Here is a 22,022-nt window from a genome sequence, read left to right on the forward strand (position 1 = left end):
CTGGACAATCATTCGTTATATCGCATCAGAATGCCAGGACGTGTATTTATCCCCTTCTCGCCAGCGTCGCCCCATCGGCAAAATAGGCTTTAATCCCTGCCAGAATCGACTCTGCAACTTCCTGCTGGAAGGTCGCCGTTTTGAGTTTGCGCTCTTCCTCAACGTTACTGATAAACGCTGTTTCTACCAGAATGGACGGGATATCCGGCGCTTTTAGTACCGCAAACCCGGCCTGTTCAACCTGATTCTTATGCAGGTTGTTGATTTTACCAAGCTTATTCAATACCGCTTTACCAAACTTCAGGCTGTCGGCGATGGTCAGCGACTGCACCATGTCAAACATGGTGTGGTCGACGTAACGGTCACCGCTCTTACTGACGCCACCGATGAGATCCGAGGCGTTCTGGGTCTGCGCCAGATATTTCGCTGCGGTACTGGTCGCGCCTTTGGTCGAGAGCGCAAACACCGAAGAACCGCTGGGTTGTCGACTGGTAAAGGCATCGGCGTGAATAGAGACAAACAGGTCTGCGCGCTGCTTCTGCGCTTTTGCCACACGGACTTTAAGCGGAATGAAAATATCTTCATTTCGCGTCATAAAGACCTTCATGTTGCCCTCTTTCTCGATGAGAGCTCGCAGACGGCGGGCAATCTGCAGCACCACATCCTTTTCACGCGTCTTGTATTTCCCCACCGCACCGGAGTCTTCTCCGCCGTGGCCCGGATCCAACATAATGACAATGGGACGATCGCGCCCCGCTTTACCCGGCTGCGGGCCACTTTGTGCAGGTGGCACCTGTTTATCCAGATCGCCCTTGTTGTAATCTTCCAGCAATGCCAGCAGCGGGTCCTGAACGTCCTGGGCATTCGCGGGATAGAGATCCATCACCAGACGTTCTTTAAAGCCTGCCACCGGAGCCAGCGCAAAAAGTTGCGGCTTCACATTCTGTTTTAGCTCGAACACCATCCGCACAGTCTTTGGATCAAACTGGCCAACGCGCGCCGACTTAATATACGGATCGTCAGGACGAATCTGCGCTCCCATGCCCTTGAGCACCGAATTCAAATTAACGTCTTCAATATCCACAACCACACGCTCAGGATTACTCAGGGCAAACTGTTTGTATTTCAGCAGACGGTTAGATTCTACCGTGACGCGGGTATAGCTGGACGCAGGCCAGATACGTACGGCAACGACCTGACTCGCGGCAGCCAGACCAACCTGGCTGACGCTTAAAAGCCACATAGCACCCGCACCTTTCAGTAAACGGCGGCGACTGATTGCTGAGTTGGATCCCGACATGCTTCTCCCGAGCAAAAGAAATCTGTAATGAGTAATACGTAAAACGTCCGAATTGACCGGAAACTTTAGCGAATGACGCATAATCTGTCATCTATAAAAGGGTAAACATTCTTTTTATATTCACGGTATTACTGATAAAAATCTTCAGCATGGGTAAAAATTACGCTTGCGCACAGAACCAAAACAGAATAAAAATACAAAAATTACGAATAATCATGCAATGAGGGTGTGCCGTGGTGAAGGAGCGTAGAACCGAACTGGTACAGGGATTCCGCCATTCTGTTCCCTATATCAATACCCATCGGGGAAAAACGTTTGTCATTATGCTGGGCGGTGAAGCCATCGAGCATGAAAACTTTTCCAGTATCGTCAATGACATTGGTCTTCTTCATAGCCTCGGCATCCGCCTGGTCGTGGTCTATGGCGCTCGACCGCAGATTGATGCCAATCTTGCGGCGCATCATCATGAGCCGGTGTACCACAAAAACACGCGCGTCACCGATGCGAAAACCCTGGAGCTGGTCAAACAGGCTGCAGGGCTACTTCAGCTTGATATTACCGCCCGCCTGTCGATGAGCCTGAATAATACGCCATTGCAGGGTGCACACATCAATGTGGTCAGCGGTAATTTTATTATCTCCCAGCCGCTGGGCGTTGATGACGGCGTAGATTACTGCCATAGCGGGCGTATTCGTCGCATCGATGAAGATGCCATTCACCGCCAGTTAGATAGCGGCGCGATTGTGTTGATGGGCCCGGTCGCCGTTTCCGTCACTGGTGAGAGCTTTAATCTGACGTCAGAAGAGGTCGCCACGCAGTTGGCTATCAAACTGAAGGCAGAGAAAATGATCGGTTTTTGCTCGTCTCAGGGTGTAACCAACGATGATGGCGATATTATTTCCGAGTTGTTTCCTAACGAAGCTCAGGCTCGCGTTGAGTTGCAGGAAGAGAAAGGCGATTACAGCTCCGGTACGGTGCGCTTCCTGCGCGGAGCAGTGAAAGCCTGTCGCAGTGGCGTACGCCGCTGCCATCTGATCAGCTATCAGGAAGATGGTGCATTGCTGCAAGAACTGTTCTCCCGCGACGGCATCGGTACGCAGATCGTGATGGAAAGCGCCGAGCAGATCCGTCGCGCTACCATTAACGATATCGGCGGGATTCTGGAGCTTATCCGCCCGCTGGAACAGCAAGGTATTCTGGTCCGCCGCTCGCGCGAGCAGTTGGAAATGGAGATCGACAAATTCACGATTATTCAGCGTGATAACCTGACTATCGCCTGTGCCGCTCTGTACCCTTTCCCGGAAGAGAGAATTGGCGAAATGGCGTGCGTAGCGGTACATCCGGACTACCGTAGCTCGTCGCGCGGGGAAGTGTTGCTGGAACGGATCGCCGCGCAGGCCCGGCAAATGGGGCTGAGCAAGCTGTTCGTGCTGACCACGCGCAGCATTCACTGGTTTCAGGAGCGAGGCTTCACGCCGGTAGATATCGACCTGCTGCCGGAAAGCAAAAAAGAGATGTACAACTATCAGCGGCGGTCAAAAGTGCTGATGGCGGATTTGGCATAGGCGTGGTTGCCGGATGCGGCATAAAATTCGCTGGCACATCTTTGGTATGCAGATCGTAGGCCTGATCAGACGCGATAGCGTCGCCATCAGGCACACAGCCGGATGGCGCTGACGCTTATCCGGCCTACATCATGCCATCATTAAACAACGCCGACAATCCGCTGCGGCGTTCGGTTCGGGTGGCAATGGCGCCACTCAATATCCGCTCATCGGCATACAGCGACAAACGACGGCGCGCGCGGGTAACGGCGGTATAGACCAGTTCGCGAGTCACCACAGGTGAATGCTGGTTGGGTAAAATCAACGCCGCGTGGTCAAACTCAGATCCCTGCGATTTATGCACCGTCATTGCCCAGGTGGTTTCATGTTCAGGCAAGCGGCTGGGCTGAACCGATTTGATAGAACCGTCCGGCAGCGCAAACCACACCCTCAGACCCTGCCCACGATCCAGGGCAATGCCAATATCACCGTTAAATAATCCCAGCGAACTCTCATTGCGCGCGATCATCACTGGCCTTCCTTCATACCAGCGGCTATGCGTCGAACGGTGAATTTTGCGTTTTTGCACCATCACCTGCTCAATGCGTTCATTCAAACCACCCACGCCAAACGGACCTTCCCGCAGGGCACACAATAGCTGATACTCATTGAAGGCCTGAATGACAGCATCCGGCTCGGCGCGCTCGCGCAGTAAATCCAGATAGTGACCATAACCCGCTAGCGCTTCCTCCAGCATCGCAGCGTAATCTTCGCTGCTGTGCAGAGCGCGTTTTTCGATGTCGCTAAATCCCTGCTGGAAGACCGTTTTTATCGCGGCTTTGTCACCACGATTAATCGCCGCAGCCAACTGACCGATCCCGGAATCGCTACCGAAACGGTAGCTCTTTTGCAGCAGGCACAAACTGTCGCGCAGAGCAGCCGCCTGAGTTCCCGAACCAGCCGGAATAGTGGTTTCAGTCAGGCGACTAAGCTGGCGGGCACGCTCCGGGGTAAAACCATCACCGACGAAAGCACAGATATCCCCCAGTACCGCCCCCGCTTCAACAGAAGCGAGCTGGTCGCGATCGCCCAGAAAAATCACCCGCCCGTGTGGCGGTAGCGCATCGATAAGGCGCGACATCATCGGCAAATCGATCATCGAGGCTTCATCCACTACCAGCACGTCAAGATGCAGCGGGTTTCCTGCATGATGCCGCAAGCGTTGGCTACCAGGCTGAGCGCCCAATAAGCGGTGCAACGTACTGGCATCATCGGGAATGCGTTTCTTTTGCTCATCAGTCAGCGGCAGTTCTCGCAGCGCCGCGCCCAGCGAGGCGGTCAGACGTGCTGCCGCTTTTCCCGTGGGCGCCGCCAGACGAATACGACAGCGTTCACCGTCCGCCATCTGAATCAACGCCGCCAGAAGCCTCGCCACCGTTGTTGTTTTTCCGGTCCCCGGCCCACCGGAGATCACCGATATACGACGGGTCAGCGCGACAGCAGCGGCCACTTTTTGCCAGTTAACGCCTTCAACGGGCGGAAACAGCGCTGCCAGCGTGTGGGTCAGCCGTTGTTCATCCACCTCAATGGCGTAGTTAACTTCACCGAAAAAGCGCGCCACCGCGCGTTCGTTATGCCACATCCGGTTCAGATACAAACGATCGCCGTACAGCACCAGCGGTGTGGGCTGCTCGCCACGGCTTACCGCCCCGGAGGCCAGCAGGCATTCCGCCCAGTCTTCGGGCTCTCCCGCTTCAGCGAGCCAGGCGCTTAACAGAGGATGGGCGTCCTCACTTCGGGATAGACGCGAAAGCGGTAAGCAGACGTGCCCTTCTCCTGCTTCACGGCTGAGCAACGCCGCTGCCAGCGCAACGGCAGGGTTATCATTTCCGGCAACCGCCAGCGCGAACTGGGCATCCAGAGGGCGGAGCTGCTTTTGCTCAACGGCTTCCAGTAATCGTTTCTGGATTGTCATGACATCTCCTCCAGCGGCACACCGGCAAACAACTCGTCCATCAAAGCGATCAACTCTCCGTCAGGTCGGGTCGCATAAATTCCCTGCTGCGGATTTTCACGGTCAACGCCACGCAGGAAGAGATAGATAACGCCGCCAAAATGGCGTTCATAATCGTAATCAGCAATGCGATGGCGCAAGTAGCGATGCAGCGCCAGGGTATAAAGTTGATATTGCAGGTCGTAGCGATGCGCCTGCATGGCAGAGGCCATCGCCTGCTGCGTATAGGCGGAGCTGTCTTCACCCAGCCAGTTCGATTTGTAATCGAGCAGGTAATAGCGCCCCTGATGGCGGAATACCAGGTCAATAAAGCCTTTTAGCATGCCGCGCACCTGCATAAAGTCCAACGCAGGGCACCCCGCCGAGAGCGGATCGTACTGGCGAATCAACGCATCAAGTTGGCTGGCCATCAGCGGCTGCGAAATCGGCAGATAAAACTCCATCTCCACCTGTTTTTCTCGCGCGGAAAGCTGACTCAAACTCACGCCCGTCTCGTTGAGAGGTGCCTGCAAAATGGCGTCCAGCCATTCGGTCAAAACCGGCGTCCAGTGCGCGTCATAACCGCCCAACGCCAGTTGCTCCTCGACCCAATGCGGATCCACCGGTTGCGTAAAATCGAGATTTTCAAACAGGCTATGCAAGAACGTACCCGGCGAAGCGCCGCGCGGGAACTGATGCGGTGTGAGTCCTGATTCTTCAATAACCTCACCGACGCCTGCGGCATCGATATCCAATCGCGGGATCAGATCCTGCGCAATACCATGTCCACGCTGTTGCAGACCGGAATAACTGGTCACGCGCCAGCTGTCGCCGGGCGTACGCTGCAGTATTTTTGCACTCAGTTCATTGCTAACAGACTGCGCAACCTGCCAGGGTTCGCCGTCAGGCTGCGCGGGAATCTGGCAGGCAATATCGTCGCAGCACAGCGCTTCAATCGCGCCACGCAGACCCGCGGCATCCATCGGCTCACCTTTTTGTAACAGGCGACCAAGGGCGCTCTGATGCACATCGGTATCCCCTTTTTTATCGCCCCGACGTCGTACCAACGGCGCAACGCCAAGGCTGCAGTGCCATACCGAACGGGTTAGCGCGACATACAGCAAACGCAGGTCTTCCGCCAGACGTTCCGCTTCTGCCAGCTCAACGCTCTCCTCGGCATCGCTGAGATCCAGCACCGCTTCAAAGGAGCTGCGATCGTGGTAGAAAGCCTGATCCTGGACGCGGAAATTGGTGATAAATGGCAGCCAGACCAGCGGATATTCCAGCCCTTTCGATTTATGGATGGTGACGATTTTAACCAAATGCTTGTCGCTTTCGAGCCTGAGCTGCTGACTGGACGCATTGCTGTCGGGTTCAAGAATATGCTGGGACAACCAGCGCACCAGCGCATGCTCGCTTTCCAGCTGCGAGCCCGCTTCCTGCAACAGTTCGCTGATATGTAAAATGTCGGTCAGTCGACGTTCGCCCCCCGCCGTCGCCAGCAGGTTCTCCGCAATCTGGCGGGCAGCCATCAGCGCGCGCAGCATCGGCATCACGCCGCGTTTATGCCAGATCTGACGATAACCATCGAACTCCTCGACCACCGCATCCCAGGCATTTTCGTCATTATTTAACGCTTCAAGATCCTGCGCATTCAGCCCCATCATTGAGGTCGCCAGCGCGCTACGCAGCGTGTTCTCACGCTCCGGCGTCATCACCGCCTGCAGCACCCACAGCAGCTCCTGCGCTTCCAGCGTTTCAAATACGCTGTCACGGTTAGAGAGGTAGACGGAGGGAATGGCCAGTTGCGTCAGCGCATCGCGGACCAGCGCCGCTTCCTGGCGGCTACGTACCAGTACGCTGATGTCCGACGCGCGTACCGGGCTGGATGCTTTGCCACTGACCAGTTGCGCAGCGCCAGAATGTCCGGCCTTAAGCCAGTCGCGAATTTGCGTGGCGCACACCTGCGCCATGTAGTTCTGATAGTCGCCGACGCCACAGCTTTCCCCTTCCATCAGCCACATACTCATGGCTGGCTGCGTTTCACCGTGTAAAACAAACTGAAGCGACTGGTTTTTTTCTGCGAATTTTACCGGGCTGAAGGGGATTTCGCGGAACATAAAGGCGTCGTCCATCTGGCTGAAAAGCGTATTCACGCTATTGACCATGCCAGGGGCCGAACGCCAGTTGGTATCAAGCGTATAGTGTGCGCTGACTTCGCTGCGCGCCTTCATATAGGTGAAGATATCCGCGCCGCGAAACGCGTAAATCGCCTGTTTTGGATCGCCAATCAGCAGAAGTGCGGTATCCGGCTGATGCTGCCAGATCCGACGAAAAATACGGTACTGCTGCGGATCGGTATCCTGGAATTCATCGATCATGGCAACCGGAAAACGGGTGCGAATAGCCGTCGCCAGCGCACCGCCGCTTTCACTGCGCAACGCTGCATCCAGACGGCTGAGCATATCGTCAAAACCCAGCTCGCCGCGGCGGCGTTTCTCCTCGGCAACCGCCGCGCGGATCTCCGCCAGCGCCCGGGTGATCACCAGATCGCGCAGGGTTAACGGTTCGCTAAGCAGTTCATCAATAGCAACGAAAAGCGGGTGCTGAGGAGTTATCCCGCCCGCTTTGGTTCGCTCTTCTAAAAAGCGCTGGGAGAATTTCTCCAACGCATCAGGCAACTGATAGCTTTGGGTTTCTTCCTGCGCCCATGCGCTGATCTTTTCGATCCACTTACCCTGGTTAGCGCGATTAAATTTACGCCGATCGATCCCGGAGGCTTCCAGCAGACCATCCAGCTCATCAACAGAATCACGCCATTGCTGCTTGATCTGGTTAATGCGTGCAAGAATTTGTTCATGCCGGGAGGCCAGCGTTTCGTCATCGGGCGGAGGAGCCTTGATAACCGGTGCTTCCCCTTGCAGATAGCGATCGATATCTCTCAGCAGCGCCTGCGGCCCTTTCCACGTTTCAAAAACCACCTGCGCAATGTCGCGGGGCAACGGGTAGCAGTGCCGACGCCAGAAGTCCGCGCAGGCCTGATAGCGCAGCAGCGATTCATCCTCTATCAGCTGCTGTTCGAACAGCATGCCAGACTCAAAGGCGTTAAGGCTGAGCATACGCTGACAAAAACCGTGGATGGTAAACACCGCCGCTTCATCCATCTGTCTTTCAGCCAATAACAGCCACTGAGCAGCCTGTTTTTTATCGGCAATTTCATCTAACAAACGGGCATATAGCGGGTTGTCGGTGGTTTCACGCAGGCAGGCAATTCGCAGTTCATGAATGTTGCTACGAATTCGACCGCGCAACTCTTCGGTAGCCGCCTCAGTGAAGGTGACTACCAGCAGTTCTTCGACGGTCAGAGGACGAGGAAAGGCGGCAGAGCCGCCCAGTCCAAGCAGTAAACGTAAATACAGGGCGGCGATGGTAAAGGTTTTACCGGTGCCCGCAGAGGCTTCAATCAGACGCTCGCCCGTCAGGGGCAAACGCAGTGGATCAAGGGACTCAGCGGCATCATTCATTCTTATCACTCATCAGGGGTAAGGTTTGCTGCAACGCGCTGACGGTCTGCCACACTTTCCAGCCTTCCGGGTGCACATATTCTGCTTGCCCGTTCTGACTGCCGGAAACCTGTGACAATATCGCCATGCCTTGCGGCTCAACCACCGCCTGATGGAAGAAGTCGGCAAGTTTTTGCGGCGTCAGCAGTTTAATCTGAGCCACTATTTTATCACGTGAATCGAAGCGCATATTGCCGCGATCAAAATCTTTGCTTAACTGTGAGGCTTCTGCCCCCAGCGTTTGCGGCGCCTGCAGCATTTGCGCAATAATCGCCTGCTGAATTTGCGCGAACTCTTCAGGTTTCATCGCCCGCAGCTTCGCTTCCGCCGTCGGGAAGAACGCTTTATAACGCTCCCAGAGGTAAGACGGCTGCTTATCACTGCTTTGCAGCAAGAACCCCATTCCCCACTGACGGCCAACGCTCATCGGGAAAGCAAATACGGCGTAACCTAACTGTTCTTCAGTACGCAGCTGATTGTAGAACCACGGCTGAACAATCTGCCCCAACATGGCGCTGTAGGCTGAACTGGTGTATTCATCGTATCCGGTTGGCACAAATACCGCCGCCAGTGCTGAATCCGTGCTGCTGCCTGCTTTTTCAAAGATGACGGACTGCTTCTTGTCCACCACCACATCTTTGTTGCGACACCACTGTGACCCGTTCGCACCAAGCTGTTTTTGGATATCCCGCGCCATGCTCGTTGTCTGAGCTTCGCTCATATTGCCAATGACCAGGAATTCAGGTCGCGCACCGGTTTTTAAAGCGTCGCGGTAGGTCATCACCTCTTTCAGGGTGATGGAAGGCAGCAGCTGACGGCGCTCATCACGTGAAAAATAAGGCACCTGAGAAAGCATCTGCACCGGCATAATAGCCTGATCGTAGGCTTTACCCTTTTCTGCGGAATCCATCATCTGGGCATACCAGGATTTCGCCTGTTCCAGTTGTTCATCCGTTGAGGTATAGCTGAAATAGCCGCTCAGCAGCGCCTGAAAAAGCTGCGGCAAACGTTGGGTGTAGCCGTTGGCGTTAAGCATCAACCCATTGTTAGCGTTGGTAGAGAAACCAATTCCACCTACCGATGCCTGGTTACTTAACTGATCGAGCGCAATCCCCGCCAGGTAATCGTTAAGTGCGAATAAGACCTGGTTGCGGGCGCTGTCCATGGCTTTCGGGTTACGCAGGATCACGCTGACGTCAGCCTTCGGCTCGCTGGCAAAGTACTGGCTCGGGGCATACACCACGCGTAAATCCGGCTCATCAACAATCAGCTCCGGATGAGCATATTTTTTATCCGTCTTAATCAGCGTGAAATCATCCGGAATGTAGGGGTTCACCTCCGGTAACGACAGCGCAATGCCCTGTGCTTTTTGCTGCCAGTCGGCAAAGGTTTTGTCGCTGATTTTATCCACCTGGTAAGGCGCATCGACAAAATAAGCGGTTTTATTATGCGGCTCTTTCGCACTGATATACCAGATACGCGCATTCTGCGGCGTCATCATTGCCAGACGTTGCTCAACAGCTTTCGCATCGTACTGGTCAGCAATATTCACCGCATCCAGCGTATGCTCGACGGGAACGCGGATCATGGTATCAGCCAGCCATTCCACGTAGTCCATATCACGGGTGATGGAGGGATAACGGAAATCGAGATCCAGCACATGCGCCAGCTCGTCAAAATAGCGTTTATCGACGCCTTTCTCGCGTAACAAATTGAGGTAGCTAAAGATTGCCGCGACAACTTCATCGCGATTCGCCAGCCCCTTGTCGGTTAACGTCGCGGAAATGGCTAACACGCCGCTGTTCCCGTTGACCACCGGATCGGAGTCTGCGCGAATACCTTCAACCAGGCCCTGCTTTTGCAGCCAGTCAGACAATGTGCCCGGACTACGATTGCCAATCAGGTAGGTCACCAGCTCATCGGTTTTACTGCGGAACTGCGCGCTGTTGTTATCGATACGAAACTCGACGCGCAATACTTTACGCGGCATTGCCGGAACATAGTGGATGATGATGCCCTTTTGCGCATCAGTGACGACCGGTACGGTAATTTCAGGCTTTTCGATATTTCTGTTCGGCACGCGCCCAAAGGTGTCAGCCGCTATCCGCGCCAGCTCTGGCAGCGGTTTATTGCTATAAATCACCGCCTTCATCAGGTTCGCGGAGTAGTACTTTTCATGAAATTTTTGTAACGCCTGTACCACCGGGTTGCCCGGTTTGTCGCTTAATGTCTCTAGATTCCCGCCAGAGAAACGCGAGCCAGGGTGCGCCGGGTTGATAGTCTCAGCGCTCACCTGCGCCATACGCATCCCGTCTCGGGTACGCGCCAGCGTCAGCTCGGAGTTAACCGCGTTACGCTCACGGTCGGCATATTTTTTATCCAACAATGGATCGGCAATAGCATCCGCCAGGCGATCCACCGCCCCCACCAACGCGTCGTTTTCGACTTCAAGATAGAAGGCCGTACGATAAGGCGCAGTGCTGGCATTGTGGCTACCGCCGTGCATTTTCAGAAATTCAGCCAGGCTGTCCGGCTGCGGGTATTTTTTCGAGCCCATCAGGCACATGTGTTCGAGATAGTGCGCCAGCCCCTGATGATCGTCCGGATCTTCCAGCGAGCCCACGGGGACTACCAGTGCAGAAAGGGATTTCACGGCCTGAGGATCGGATACCAGCAGCACAACCATGCCGTTATCAAGGCGCACGGCCTGATACTGACGGGTATCTTTCTCGCTTTTACGGATGGTTTCAGCTAAAGGCTGCCAACCGGTATCTGCCTGACTTACGGGAACCCAAAGGGCGACGAACAACAGTAATGCGCTGAACCAGGTGCTGCGGGGCATTCACAAACCTCATCATTAACGTATTCACCTGTTCACTACAAACCACGCATAAATACATGGTCTGAACAGGGCAAGACTATGTGCTGAACGAGCCAGCATCTTCTCTTTGTAAGAATCAGTCCGTGACAGAATGCGCATCATAGTGGAAGCTATCGAATTGCGCAATTTTTATACAACCATCATGACTGATTGAAGCGAAAAATCGGTAACAGGTAGCGTTGAGACTGTAAAACAATAGTCTCCAGCGTATCAGCATCCAGTTGACGCCAAAGACGCTGATACCAGATATCATCACCTTCGCCACGTATTATCATGTTGCCTTCATAGGCTTGCAGAAACTTACTGCGCGCTTTTTGCAACGTTGCATCGTCATCTAACATGGCATCATTTGCGGCGTCATAACAGGTTTTTATCCATGCACCGCCGCTTTCGGGCAATACCAGCAATGGTGACGACATGCCTTCCCGATACCCCTCAATGAGTTGCGACAGATATAGCAACGCCTGTTCTGCATCCAGCGGCGGAAAACGCCATTCCCCGTCTTTACGCAGGAATAATCGGCTCTCTCCCGTACCGCCACTCGCACAATAGACAAGATGTTCCAGCCAAAGTTGCACGCCCTGCGCAATGCTGATCAAAGATGGGCGCCAGCGCAACAAACCGTCCTCTTGTACCTGCGGCAACCAACCGGTGATTTGTACGCCGTTACAGTTAAGATCGATTTCCATGCTCTGACAGGGCTGACGACAGGCGATAATACGCTCAGCAAGCGACTGCATCTCCTGACGCTGCGTATCCCACAGAATTTCGCCAAACGGCCCATAGGGTAGCGTGCCCGCCGCGCGAAAACGGCGGAACAGTCGTTCAGCGTCGTTCTCTTCAACCAGTGTATTAAGCAATTGCTGATTAAGCTGATAGCGGGTTAATCCTTCAAGGGTGAAAGGCTCCGTGTCCGGGATCTCACTCTCTTCAGAGCGGAAGTTGACCCTCAAACGCATCTGGAAAAAGGCGCGTACCGGATGTGCCCAAAATCGCTGCAGTGTTTCCAGCGTCAGTGTTTCTGGCATTTCAAAAGGAAGAGGCTGCACAAAATCCGTGTGCGCTTTTCCTGACAGGCTCGCCGCAGGTAGCCATTCCCGGGCATAGCTTTGCTGTTCGCCCGGGAGATAATTTTGCGCATCAAAGGGCATACGGGTATGCAAACGGGTAATGTGCGCTTTTACCCTTGTCTCGCTTTGATCGCAGGTCAACAATTCGTCACCCGGCAGATAATGGCTTTGCCCAATGTAGTCCATCAGTTCTTGCACCAGCACCGACGGGAAGCGCTCGCTGTTATCCTGAATCGAGCGGCCAATGTAGCTGATGTAGAGCGTCTGCTGTGCCGAAATCAATGCTTCGAGGAACAGATAGCGGTCATCATCACGACGGCTGCGATCGCCCCGCATCGGTTTTTGACTCATTAAATCAAAGCCCAGCGGCGCAAGCTGGCGTGGATAAACGCCATCGTTCATACCCAGCAGGCACACCACTTTGAACGGAATGGAGCGCATCGGCATCAGCGTACAAATGTTAACGGGACCCGCCAGGAAGCGCTGGCTGATGCGTTCCTGATCAAGGCGCTGGGCCAGCTCATCACGTAACAGAGAGAGCGGTATAGCATCGCCGTACTCGGCCCCTAAACCTTCGGTGATAATAGCCTGCCACTGCTGTTCAATCAGCGTCATCGCCGCTTCGGTATCCGCGTCCGGCAGGAAGAAATCATTAAGCATTTCCCGACAAACAGGTAGCCACTCTTCCAGCGGTCGTTCCTGCGCTAACCCTCTACGCCAGAGATTAAGCTGCATCAGCAACGAGGCCAGATGTCCTACCAGCTCGGCAATCAAACCGCTGGACTCATCGTAAGGCAATACCGATTGCCACTCGCCCTGCGCGCTTTCCATCGCGTAGCCGAGCAGCATACGCGTTAAACCAAATTGCCAGGTATGCTGACCTGTAGGCGGAAGTTCCAGTTCACGCACGTTATCGTCGTCAATTCCCCAACGAATCCCGGATTCATTGACCCATAAGCGAAGATAGCGCAACCCTTCTTCATCAATGTTGAAACGCGCCGCCAGCACGGGGACATCCAGTAACGCCAGGACATCCTCTGAGACAAAACGGCTATCCGGTAGAGACAGCAGACTAATAAAAGCCTGTAAGACGGGATGGGACTGGCGTGCCCGACGGTCGGAAATCGCATAAGGTAAGTAACGCTCGGCTGGTGCACTGCCAAAGACCGACTGAATGAATGGGCTGTAGCTGTCGATGTCCGCCACCATCACGATAATATCGCGCGGCGTCAGCGTTGGGTCCGCTTCCAGCATGGCCAACAGCCGGTCATGCAGAATTTCCACCTCGCGCTGTGGGCTATGGCAGACATGGAAAGTCACGCTGGTATCGTTCAGATCAAGCCGGCGTTTATTGTCACTACGGGAATATTCTTCCAGCGTGACGCCCGCCACGGCATGGCTTTCGAGTTCCAGAATATCCGATTGAATATTATGCAAAAGGTTGTCAGGCGTAATGTCGACAAACGCATCCAGTTCCTGACTATTTTCCAGCTCCGAAAGCAAATAAATGTAATCACGCCCCAGCTTGCCCCACGAGGCCAGCATCGGGTTGCCCACATCCTGTTCCCCATCGCTGTTAAATAATCCTTCGGCTTTCTGGTTATCACGAAACAGCGGCAGGTGCCGTTCTTCAAAGCTGTGCCGACGCTGACGCGCCATAAGCTTCGCCAGCCAGGCAGGATCTTTAATATCTCCCCAGTAGTAGCGACAAGGGTTGGTAAACAGCAGATGAATATCGATGTGCTTACCCAGCGCTTGCAATGCCTGCAAATAAACCGGCGGCAGCGCCGAAATGCCGCAAATAAAGACGCGAGAAGGCAGTCCCTGCGGGCACTCGGACGCGTTTTCCAACGTCTGAATAAATCGTTGGTATAAATTGGCACGATGCCAACGCGGCTGGCCCAACTCCGCGGTGTATTCCACCAGCGCTTTCCACAACGGTGCCTGCCAGGCCTGAGACTCGCCGAGTCCCTCAACCAGTCGCCCCGCTTCCCACTGGGTCAACCAGTCAGGGCGGTAGACTAAATACTGGTCGAAAAGGTCAGCCGCGCGCGAGGAAAGCTGAAAAAGCTTACGTTTATCGGTGTCGTCCGTCAGATAGTGGCGCAGCAATGCAAAGTCATCGCCATCCAGTAATTGCGGCAACAGCGTCATCAACTTCCAGCTCATGCTCTGTTTGCTGAACGCGCTCTCTTTCGGGATATCCGGCAGCACGCGCACAAACATATCCCAGATAAAACTCGCGGGCAGCGGAAAATCGATATTGGCGGCAATACTAAACTTCTGTGCAAGAGTCATTTGTAACCACTGCGCCATACCGGTACTTTGAACCAGGATCATCTCAGGCTCAAAGGGGTCGTCCAGCCGCTCGCGCTCAACGATAAACTCCATTAACGCTTCCAGCACATCCAGACGGTTGGAGTGGTAGACCCTTAACATAGCGACTCCTGACTACTGACGATTCGGGCAATGCAGACGCGTCATCTGACCCTGCCTGCCGAGGGGTGAAGAAATTATGACGTTGATGCTGACACATCCCGCTCTCGTTGTCTGCATTCGGTTAACCTGCCAGTTCACAGGCGATGAAAACTGGTACAGCTGGCTTTGCTGCCAGGCGTGACGCCAGAGTTGTTGATACTGGTTTCTGATAATAAAGCTGTTCATTAGCACCCGCTGGTATCCTGACAACGCGGTCACAATCATGATCATCAGTACCATTGCCAGCATCACTTCCGGCAGACTAAAGCCACGCTGACTGTTCAGGGGATCTGGCATAACGTCTGCTCCTTAAGCGGACAAAAATCGCTCCAGCCATGCGCCGAGAATTCTATGTTGCCATCAATAACCGCCCCCTGACGCCATAAAAATACTCCTTCATAGTGGGCGATTAGCAGCACGAAATTATTGGTAAGCAGGCGCAGGCAAACCGCGGCATTCTGCGTGGGATCGCGCCGACACTGTACGACGGGTTGTAAGCGCCAGGGTTGTATACGCCCCCATTCCATCGCGGATTGCACTACCGCCTGACGCTGCAGCGCCTGACTTTGTGTGACCACACGCGCAGCAAAACTAGCCTCCTGTCTGCTAACGCCTTCCAGCAGCAGACTACCGAGCACCAGCAGCAACAGGACCATTGCCAGAGAGGATACGCCTCGCTCACGGTTCACAGGTTGAATCCCGTAACGCTGTAGACCGCTTCAACAACTTTTTGTGGTTCGTCATTGCTCACTCCACGCAAACGCAGCGTAAGAAGCGGGGAATATCCGCTAAAATTCAGCCGTTCAACCTGGAATGCCTCAATCTGGATGGTAGTCTGATCGGTCATTTTCTCCCATCCTTTTCCAGTGCAGCCGGTGGCTCCACGCAGGGTTTCCAATACCTTGTCCTGTAAACGAAACCCGATAGCATCAGCCTCTTTCGCGGAACTGCTCTCCCAAACGCCGTTGCCGTTGGCATCCCAGCGTGCAATGACACAGTCCCCCTTAGCCGATATCACCAGTCCCTCTCCGACACAGTTTCCCCGGCAATACCCCGCCCGTTGAAGATGCTTCGCCACGGTGTAGGCCCGCTGCCATATTTCATCTTCCAGCGCTAACTGGCGCGTGTTACGCAGAATCTCTCGCTGTAGCGCCGGTAAAAATCGTGCCGAGCTAAGTAATAAAATACTGCTAATCGCCATGGCAATGAGCACCTCCAGCAGTGAAAATCCCCGTTCGTTTACTGACATAATCTGGCCTCATCGCGCTCACAAAGCCTGATTCGCCCCCAGCCAGACACCACCACGCGCCATTCCCCTGCCGCATTTTTCAGGCGTATATGTCCGGCCCATGCCGTATTGCGCAGTCCAAAAAAAGCCAGTGAAGGCGTGATATCTGCCATTTCGACATCAGCCCAGAGTGGCGCAAATATCAACGGTGAAACAGGCTGACACGAAGCTTGTGATGTCGCTGAGCTTGCCAGACACCATGTCCCCCCTTCGCGGAGTACGTTGATGACGTGATCACGATTACGCCAGTTAGCATCTTCACGCAGTTGCAGCAGGTAGTCCCGCACCTGGCAGGCGGTCTGCCACAGCCGCTGTTGTTGCTGCCAGCGCTGCCAACCATACAGCCCAGATGCACCAAGCGCCGCGACGATCAGCATCGCAATCAGGGTTTCGAGAAGCGTGTAACCTTGTTGTTTTTTCATGTCGCCAGTATGGCGTGAGGAAAATGAATAACGAGCGGGAAATTCGGTTTCTACGGCGAGCTACAGGAAATATTTGTCGCGTTGCAGACCGTTGCACTATTTCAGGAATGTTCGCCGAAGAACGTGATTTTAGACAAAAAAAACCGACGCTCACGGGCGTCGGTTGTGTCAGCATGAAGCTGGTTAGATAGCCACCGGCGCTTTAATACCCGGGTGCGGATCGTAGCCTTCAATTTCAAAGTCTTCGAAGCGATAGTCAAAGATAGATTCAGGCTTACGTTTAATAACCAGTTTCGGCAACGCGCGAGGTTCACGGCTAAGCTGCAGATGCGTTTGATCCATATGATTGCTGTACAGGTGCGTGTCGCCACCGGTCCAGACAAAATCACCCACTTCCAGATCACACTGCTGCGCCATCATGTGTACCAGCAAAGCGTAGCTGGCAATGTTAAACGGCAGGCCGAGGAACACATCGCACGAACGCTGATACAGCTGACAGGAGAGCTTGCCATCCGCGACGTAAAACTGGAAGAACGCATGGCACGGTGCCAGCGCCATTTTATCCAGCTCACCGACGTTCCATGCAGAAACGATAATGCGGCGAGAGTCCGGGTCATTTTTAAGCTGGTTTAACACGGTGGTGATCTGGTCAATATGGCGACCATCTGGCGTAGGCCACGCGCGCCACTGTTTACCATAAACCGGGCCTAAATTACCGTTTTCATCCGCCCATTCGTCCCAGATTGAGACGTTGTTTTCATGCAGATAGGCAACGTTAGTGTCGCCCTGCAAAAACCACAGCAGCTCATGAATGATCGAGCGTAAATGGCAGCGTTTCGTCGTAACCAGCGGGAACCCTTCCTGCAGATTAAAACGCATCTGATGACCAAAAATGGAAAGCGTTCCGGTTCCGGTACGGTCGTTTTTCTGTGTGCCTTCATCCAGCACTTTTTGCATCAGTTCTAAATACTGTTTCATGGTTCCTCAGGAAACGTGTTGCTGTGGGCTGCGGCGGTACGCCCAAACCATCATAATAATGCCTGCGACAATCATCGGGATAGAGAGGATCTGCCCCATGCTGATGTACTGTACCCAGGTGCCAGTAAACTGCGCATCCGGCTGGCGGAAGAATTCAACGATAATACGAAACGCGCCATAACCAATCAGGAACAGACCGGATACCGAGCCCATTGGACGCGGCTTACGAATGTACAGGTTGAGAATGATAAACAGCACAACACCCTCGAGCGCCATCTCATAAAGCTGTGAGGCGTGGCGCGGCAGCGAGCCGTAGGTATCAAAAATAGACTGCCATTGCGGGTTAGATTGCAGTAGTAAAATATCTTCGGTACGGGAGCCCGGGAACAGCATGGCGTACTTGAAGTTCGGGTCAACGCGTCCCCACAGCTCACCATTGATAAAGTTACCCAGACGCCCTGCACCCAGGCCAAACGGAATCAGCGGGGCAATGAAATCAGAAACCTGGAAGAACGAACGTTTGGTGCGTTTGGCGAAGATAATCATCACCAGGATCACACCGATAAGTCCACCGTGGAAGGACATACCGCCGTCCCAGACGCGGAACAGATACAGGGGATTATCGAGGAATAACTCGAAGTTATAGAACAGTACGTAACCAATACGCCCACCGAGGAAAACCCCGAGGAAGCCCGCATACAGTAAGTTTTCTACTTCATTTTTGGTCCAGCCACTGCCCGGGCGATTCGCGCGGCGCGTCGCCAGCCACATCGCAAAAATAAACCCCACCAAATACATTAAGCCGTACCAGTGAAGCGCGACGGGTCCGATTGAGAAAATGACCGGATCGAAATCCGGAAAATGCAGATAGCTACTGGTCATCTGTCACCACAAGTTCTTGTTATTTCGCTGAAGTCAGACAGCAATTGATAAGCGCGCCTGCATAATGCAGGCGCTCCAAAGGTGCGAATGATAGCACAAGGGGTTAGAAGCGGATGCCGGGAAGATGTAAAAGATCTGTATAAGTAATCTTTACCCCGTAATGCCTGATGACGCTACGCTTATCAGGCCTACAATCCTCCGCGAATCAATCCCCCCATGCCGCGGCGCTCCATAAAGGCCGCTACCTGATGGCGTACCTCAGCCGCCATCTGCGCTTCCAGGCTGCGCTGCGCCAGCGTTTGCGCCTCATCAAAATCGATATGACGCAGCAGATATTTTACGCGAGCGACAGAACGACCGTTCATCGACAAATGACGGAAACCCAGGCCGATCAGAATAGCCACGCACATCGGGTCGCCCGCCATTTCACCACACAGGCGTAAATCGATACCGCTTCTTTCGGCTTCCTGCGCAATCATCGCCAGCGCACGTAACATCCCCGGATGCAGACTGTCATAAATGCTGGCTACCCGTGTGTTGTTACGATCGACGGCCAGTATGTACTGGGTAAGATCGTTGGTTCCGACTGAGATAAAGTCAATCCGGTTTGTCAGATGCGGCAGCATGAACACCATCGACGGAACTTCCAGCATGATGCCAATGCGCGGTTTCGGGATCTCGTAACCGATCATCTCCTCCACTTCGCGTCCGGCGCGTTCAATCAAACGTCGCGCTTCGTCCACTTCATCAATGCTGGTTACCATCGGCAGCAAAATGCTGAGGTTGCCGGTTGCCGCGTTGGCACGCAGCATGGCGCGAACCTGGATCAAAAAGATCTCTGGCTGATCGAGCGTTATGCGGATCCCTCGCCAGCCAAGGCACGGGTTCTCTTCACTGATCGGCATGTAGGGCAGCTGTTTATCGGCACCGACATCCAGCGTACGTAGGGTCACCGGCTTGTCGTTAAACATTTGCAGCATGCCCTGATACTGCGCAACCTGTTCTTCTTCCGAAGGAAAACCGCTTTGCAGCATGAACGGGATTTCGGTGCGATACAGGCCAATACCGTCGATCCTGCTACCCAGCTTTTCTTCATGTTCCGGGCTGAGACCCGCATTGAGCATCACCTTCACGCGCTCGCCGCTTTTCAACTGTGCTGGCTGGTTGACGTCGTCTTCCGCCAGGCGGCTCAGCTCAATTTCTTCACTGATAAGACGCTGGTATTCCTGAATCAATACCGGTTCCGGATCGACCAGCAGTTCACCGCGATAACCGTCCACCACCAGCGTGCGACGATGCAGCACCGACGGCTGGATATCGGCCCCCATAACGGTAGGGATACCCAGCGCACGAACCATAATTGCCGCATGAGAGTTGGCTGCGCCGTCCCGGACAACCACGCCGACTAACCGGTCCTGAGGAAGCTCCGCCAGCGTGGTCGCCGAAAGTTCATCCGCCACCAGTACGAAGCGTTCCGGCCAGGCATTCGGCCCCTGGATAGAGTCGTCGAGGTGGAACAGCAGACGCTGGCCGAGCGCGCGTAAATCTCCGGCCCGCTCTTTGAGGTAGTTATCGCTCAGCGCGGCAAATTGTTCGGCAAACTTTTCAATGATCGTTTTAACCGCCCACTCGGCCACTGAACCGTTATCCACTTCCGCAAACAGCTCGCGGCGCAGACGGGTATCGGAAAGCAAGTGCGAGTAAAGATCAAAGATCGCCGCCGTTTCTTTCTGCGCCCCAGCGGTAAAACGCTTGCTGTAGCGGCGGAATTCGTTCGCCGCCTCTTCCAACGCACCGGTCAGTCGCTCGCGCTCAAGCACCGGATCCAGCGTTGAAGCCTGATAGACCTGCTCCATCAGCGGCAGCGTCGCATCCTGCCAGCCTTCAGCTATTGCCACGCCGGGGGCGGCAGGCAATGCACGGATGCGCGTTTGCCGGTATTGACCGAACAGCGCGTTTAGTTGCGACTGCGAAAGTATGGCCGCCATTTGCGTGGCGAGCGTGACGAGGAAAGACTCTTCACTTTCATCGTACTGACGCAGTTCACGCTGCTGCACCACCAGCACACCTAAAAGCTGGCGACGCTGAATGATCGGTACGCCTAAGAATGCACGAAAACGCTCTTCTTTTACCGAAGGTATGTATTTAAAGCTGGGATGTTTTTGCGCATCGGCGAGGTTGATAGGTTCCGCCAGCCTGCCAACCAGGCCAACGATACCTTCATCAAACGCGAGTGCGACAGTGCGACCACGTGGTTTTTTCAGTCCCCGGGTCGCCATGAGGTAATAACAACGTCGATCGTGATCGGCCAGATAAACCGAACAGACCTCTGTATCCATCGCAAGACAGATGTCGGTAACCAGTATATTGAGCGCTTCATTCAGACGCGGAGCACTGGCCACCTTTTCGACTATTTCGCGCAGGCGGGTGAGCATAATTTGCGTAGCTTAACCTCTTTTACGTCTGTACGCAGGTGTGCTTTGCGGCTTAGGAGTGCTCTCCTGAAGCGCCATGACAACACTTGCGAATTCTTTCATCACCCTGCGATAGACATCGCGTTTAAATGACACCACCTGTCGAACCGGATACCAGTAACTCACCCAGCGCCAGCCGTCGAACTCAGGTGTACTGCTGGTTTGCATATTGATTTCAGCATCGCTGCTGACCAATTGCAGAAGAAACCACTTTTGTTTCTGGCCGATACAAACCGGCTTCGTGTCCCAACGCACCAAACGTTTCGGTAACTTGTAACGCAACCAGTTACGAGTAGAAGCAAGGATCCGTACATCTTTACGACTGAGACCCACTTCTTCAAAGAGTTCCCGGTACATCGCCTGCTCTGCTGTCTCTCCTGCGTTGATCCCACCTTGTGGAAATTGCCAGGAGTGCTGACCAAATCGCCGGGCCCACATGACCTGCCCCTGGCGGTTACAAATTACTATCCCTACATTCGGGCGGTAGCCATCGTCATCAATCACCGGACTACCTCAACATAAACCTTATATACAAACGATTGTTTCACACTCCTGAGGGGCGGTAAACCACTCTGTTAAGGGTGCGATATTCTAATAACAATTGAATAACTCACAGTTAAAGGCCGAGTTATAAACAGAAGAAGGGCAAGCAAGGCGATTTTATTCACCTTTTCTGTGGATATAGTTGTGAAGAAGTACGGAATTACTATGGGAAAACCCAGAACAGTCCGAATAAGACATTCGTCACAGAGTAAAAATAGTCTTATACATTCATAAAGTTAAAACTGATCCACGCAGATAAACACACAGAAATGTGATGTACATCACTCATACGATCTTCACGTTGATGAAAGATCGACCAGCGTCGGTTTTATCCACAGATTATGCCAATAAGTTAGGCACAATTTGTGTGAAAATTCGATTTTCGTCGCACGTCAAGGCTGTAAATTGAAACAGTAGTGGGGGTTTTTCACAGTTATCCCATCTTTCTGTGGATAACATGGTGTAAGATCCTGTTCATTGTCAGTGACCAGAATTGGAAAACCCGCTTCGCTGTTGCGCAACTCTGCAAACGTGAATCTAAAAACCAATATAAATCATATAATTGAATAAAGCATGTGGAAAAAGATAAACTCTGTCCACACGGTA

Annotated in this window: 14 protein-coding genes; 1 reads left to right on the forward strand and 13 read right to left on the reverse strand. The window is 53.7% G+C overall.

Annotation, left to right across the window (positions count from 1 at the left end; genetic code table 11):
- Positions 1-46: 46 nt before the first annotated feature.
- Positions 47-1,300, reverse strand: a complete 1,254-nt coding sequence (amiC, locus tag C2U41_RS17090; RefSeq protein ID WP_032937467.1) for an N-acetylmuramoyl-L-alanine amidase AmiC — start codon at positions 1,298-1,300, stop codon at positions 47-49.
- A 233-nt stretch (positions 1,301-1,533) separates the two neighbouring features.
- Between amiC and argA the strand changes: the two genes are divergently transcribed.
- The gene (argA, locus tag C2U41_RS17100) at positions 1,534-2,865 is read left to right on the forward strand and encodes an amino-acid N-acetyltransferase (protein ID WP_003034012.1); all 1,332 of its coding nucleotides are present in this window, start codon (positions 1,534-1,536) and stop codon (positions 2,863-2,865) included.
- Between the two features lie 124 nt (positions 2,866-2,989).
- On the opposite strand, the gene recD is transcribed toward argA, so the two are convergent.
- The 12 genes from recD to rppH all read right to left on the reverse strand — a co-directional run bounded on the left by recD (position 2,990) and on the right by rppH (position 21,377).
- A complete protein-coding gene (gene recD, locus C2U41_RS17105) occupies positions 2,990-4,819 on the reverse strand; it encodes an exodeoxyribonuclease V subunit alpha (RefSeq protein ID WP_003846475.1) in 1,830 nt (609 codons plus the stop codon).
- Positions 4,816-8,361, reverse strand: a complete 3,546-nt coding sequence (gene recB / locus C2U41_RS17110; RefSeq protein WP_103848278.1) for an exodeoxyribonuclease V subunit beta — start codon at positions 8,359-8,361, stop codon at positions 4,816-4,818. Before recB ends, recD begins: the two co-directional genes overlap by 4 nt.
- Complete coding sequence (ptrA, locus tag C2U41_RS17115) at positions 8,354-11,242, reverse strand: pitrilysin (RefSeq protein ID WP_048217192.1); 2,889 nt, start codon at positions 11,240-11,242, stop codon at positions 8,354-8,356. Before ptrA ends, recB begins: the two co-directional genes overlap by 8 nt.
- 179 nt (positions 11,243-11,421) lie before the next feature.
- Positions 11,422-14,790: an exodeoxyribonuclease V subunit gamma gene (gene recC, locus C2U41_RS17120; RefSeq protein ID WP_032937463.1), complete on the reverse strand. Its 3,369-nt coding sequence runs from the start codon at positions 14,788-14,790 to the stop codon at positions 11,422-11,424.
- A gap of 12 nt (positions 14,791-14,802) precedes the next feature.
- Complete coding sequence (locus C2U41_RS17125; protein WP_003846470.1) at positions 14,803-15,126, reverse strand: prepilin-type N-terminal cleavage/methylation domain-containing protein; 324 nt, start codon at positions 15,124-15,126, stop codon at positions 14,803-14,805.
- On the reverse strand, positions 15,111-15,518 hold the full coding sequence (locus C2U41_RS17130; RefSeq protein WP_032937462.1) for a DUF2509 family protein: 408 nt from the start codon (positions 15,516-15,518) through the stop codon (positions 15,111-15,113). The genes C2U41_RS17125 and C2U41_RS17130 overlap by 16 nt, the downstream gene beginning before the upstream one ends.
- Positions 15,515-16,078, reverse strand: a complete 564-nt coding sequence (locus C2U41_RS17135) for a prepilin peptidase-dependent protein (RefSeq protein ID WP_032937461.1) — start codon at positions 16,076-16,078, stop codon at positions 15,515-15,517. Before C2U41_RS17135 ends, C2U41_RS17130 begins: the two co-directional genes overlap by 4 nt.
- Positions 16,069-16,539 (reverse strand): prepilin peptidase-dependent protein, encoded by a 471-nt coding sequence (locus C2U41_RS17140; protein ID WP_003033993.1) that lies wholly within the window; start codon positions 16,537-16,539, stop codon positions 16,069-16,071. Before C2U41_RS17140 ends, C2U41_RS17135 begins: the two co-directional genes overlap by 10 nt.
- Before the next feature lie 183 nt (positions 16,540-16,722).
- Positions 16,723-17,517 carry a thymidylate synthase gene (gene thyA / locus C2U41_RS17145; protein WP_003033990.1) on the reverse strand — a complete coding sequence of 265 codons (795 nt, stop codon included), beginning with the start codon at positions 17,515-17,517 and terminating at the stop codon, positions 16,723-16,725.
- 6 nt (positions 17,518-17,523) lie between these two features.
- On the reverse strand, positions 17,524-18,399 hold the full coding sequence (lgt, locus tag C2U41_RS17150; protein ID WP_003033987.1) for a prolipoprotein diacylglyceryl transferase: 876 nt from the start codon (positions 18,397-18,399) through the stop codon (positions 17,524-17,526).
- A gap of 188 nt (positions 18,400-18,587) precedes the next feature.
- Positions 18,588-20,834, reverse strand: coding sequence for a phosphoenolpyruvate--protein phosphotransferase (ptsP, locus tag C2U41_RS17155; RefSeq protein ID WP_003033984.1), 2,247 nt, complete (start codon positions 20,832-20,834; stop codon positions 18,588-18,590).
- Between the two features lie 12 nt (positions 20,835-20,846).
- On the reverse strand, positions 20,847-21,377 hold the full coding sequence (gene rppH, locus C2U41_RS17160) for an RNA pyrophosphohydrolase (RefSeq protein ID WP_003033982.1): 531 nt from the start codon (positions 21,375-21,377) through the stop codon (positions 20,847-20,849).
- Between the last annotated feature and the right edge of the window lie 645 nt (positions 21,378-22,022).

Origin of the sequence: Citrobacter freundii complex sp. CFNIH4 (assembly GCF_002934505.1) — a bacterium.
Taxonomy (GTDB): domain Bacteria; phylum Pseudomonadota; class Gammaproteobacteria; order Enterobacterales; family Enterobacteriaceae; genus Citrobacter; species Citrobacter freundii.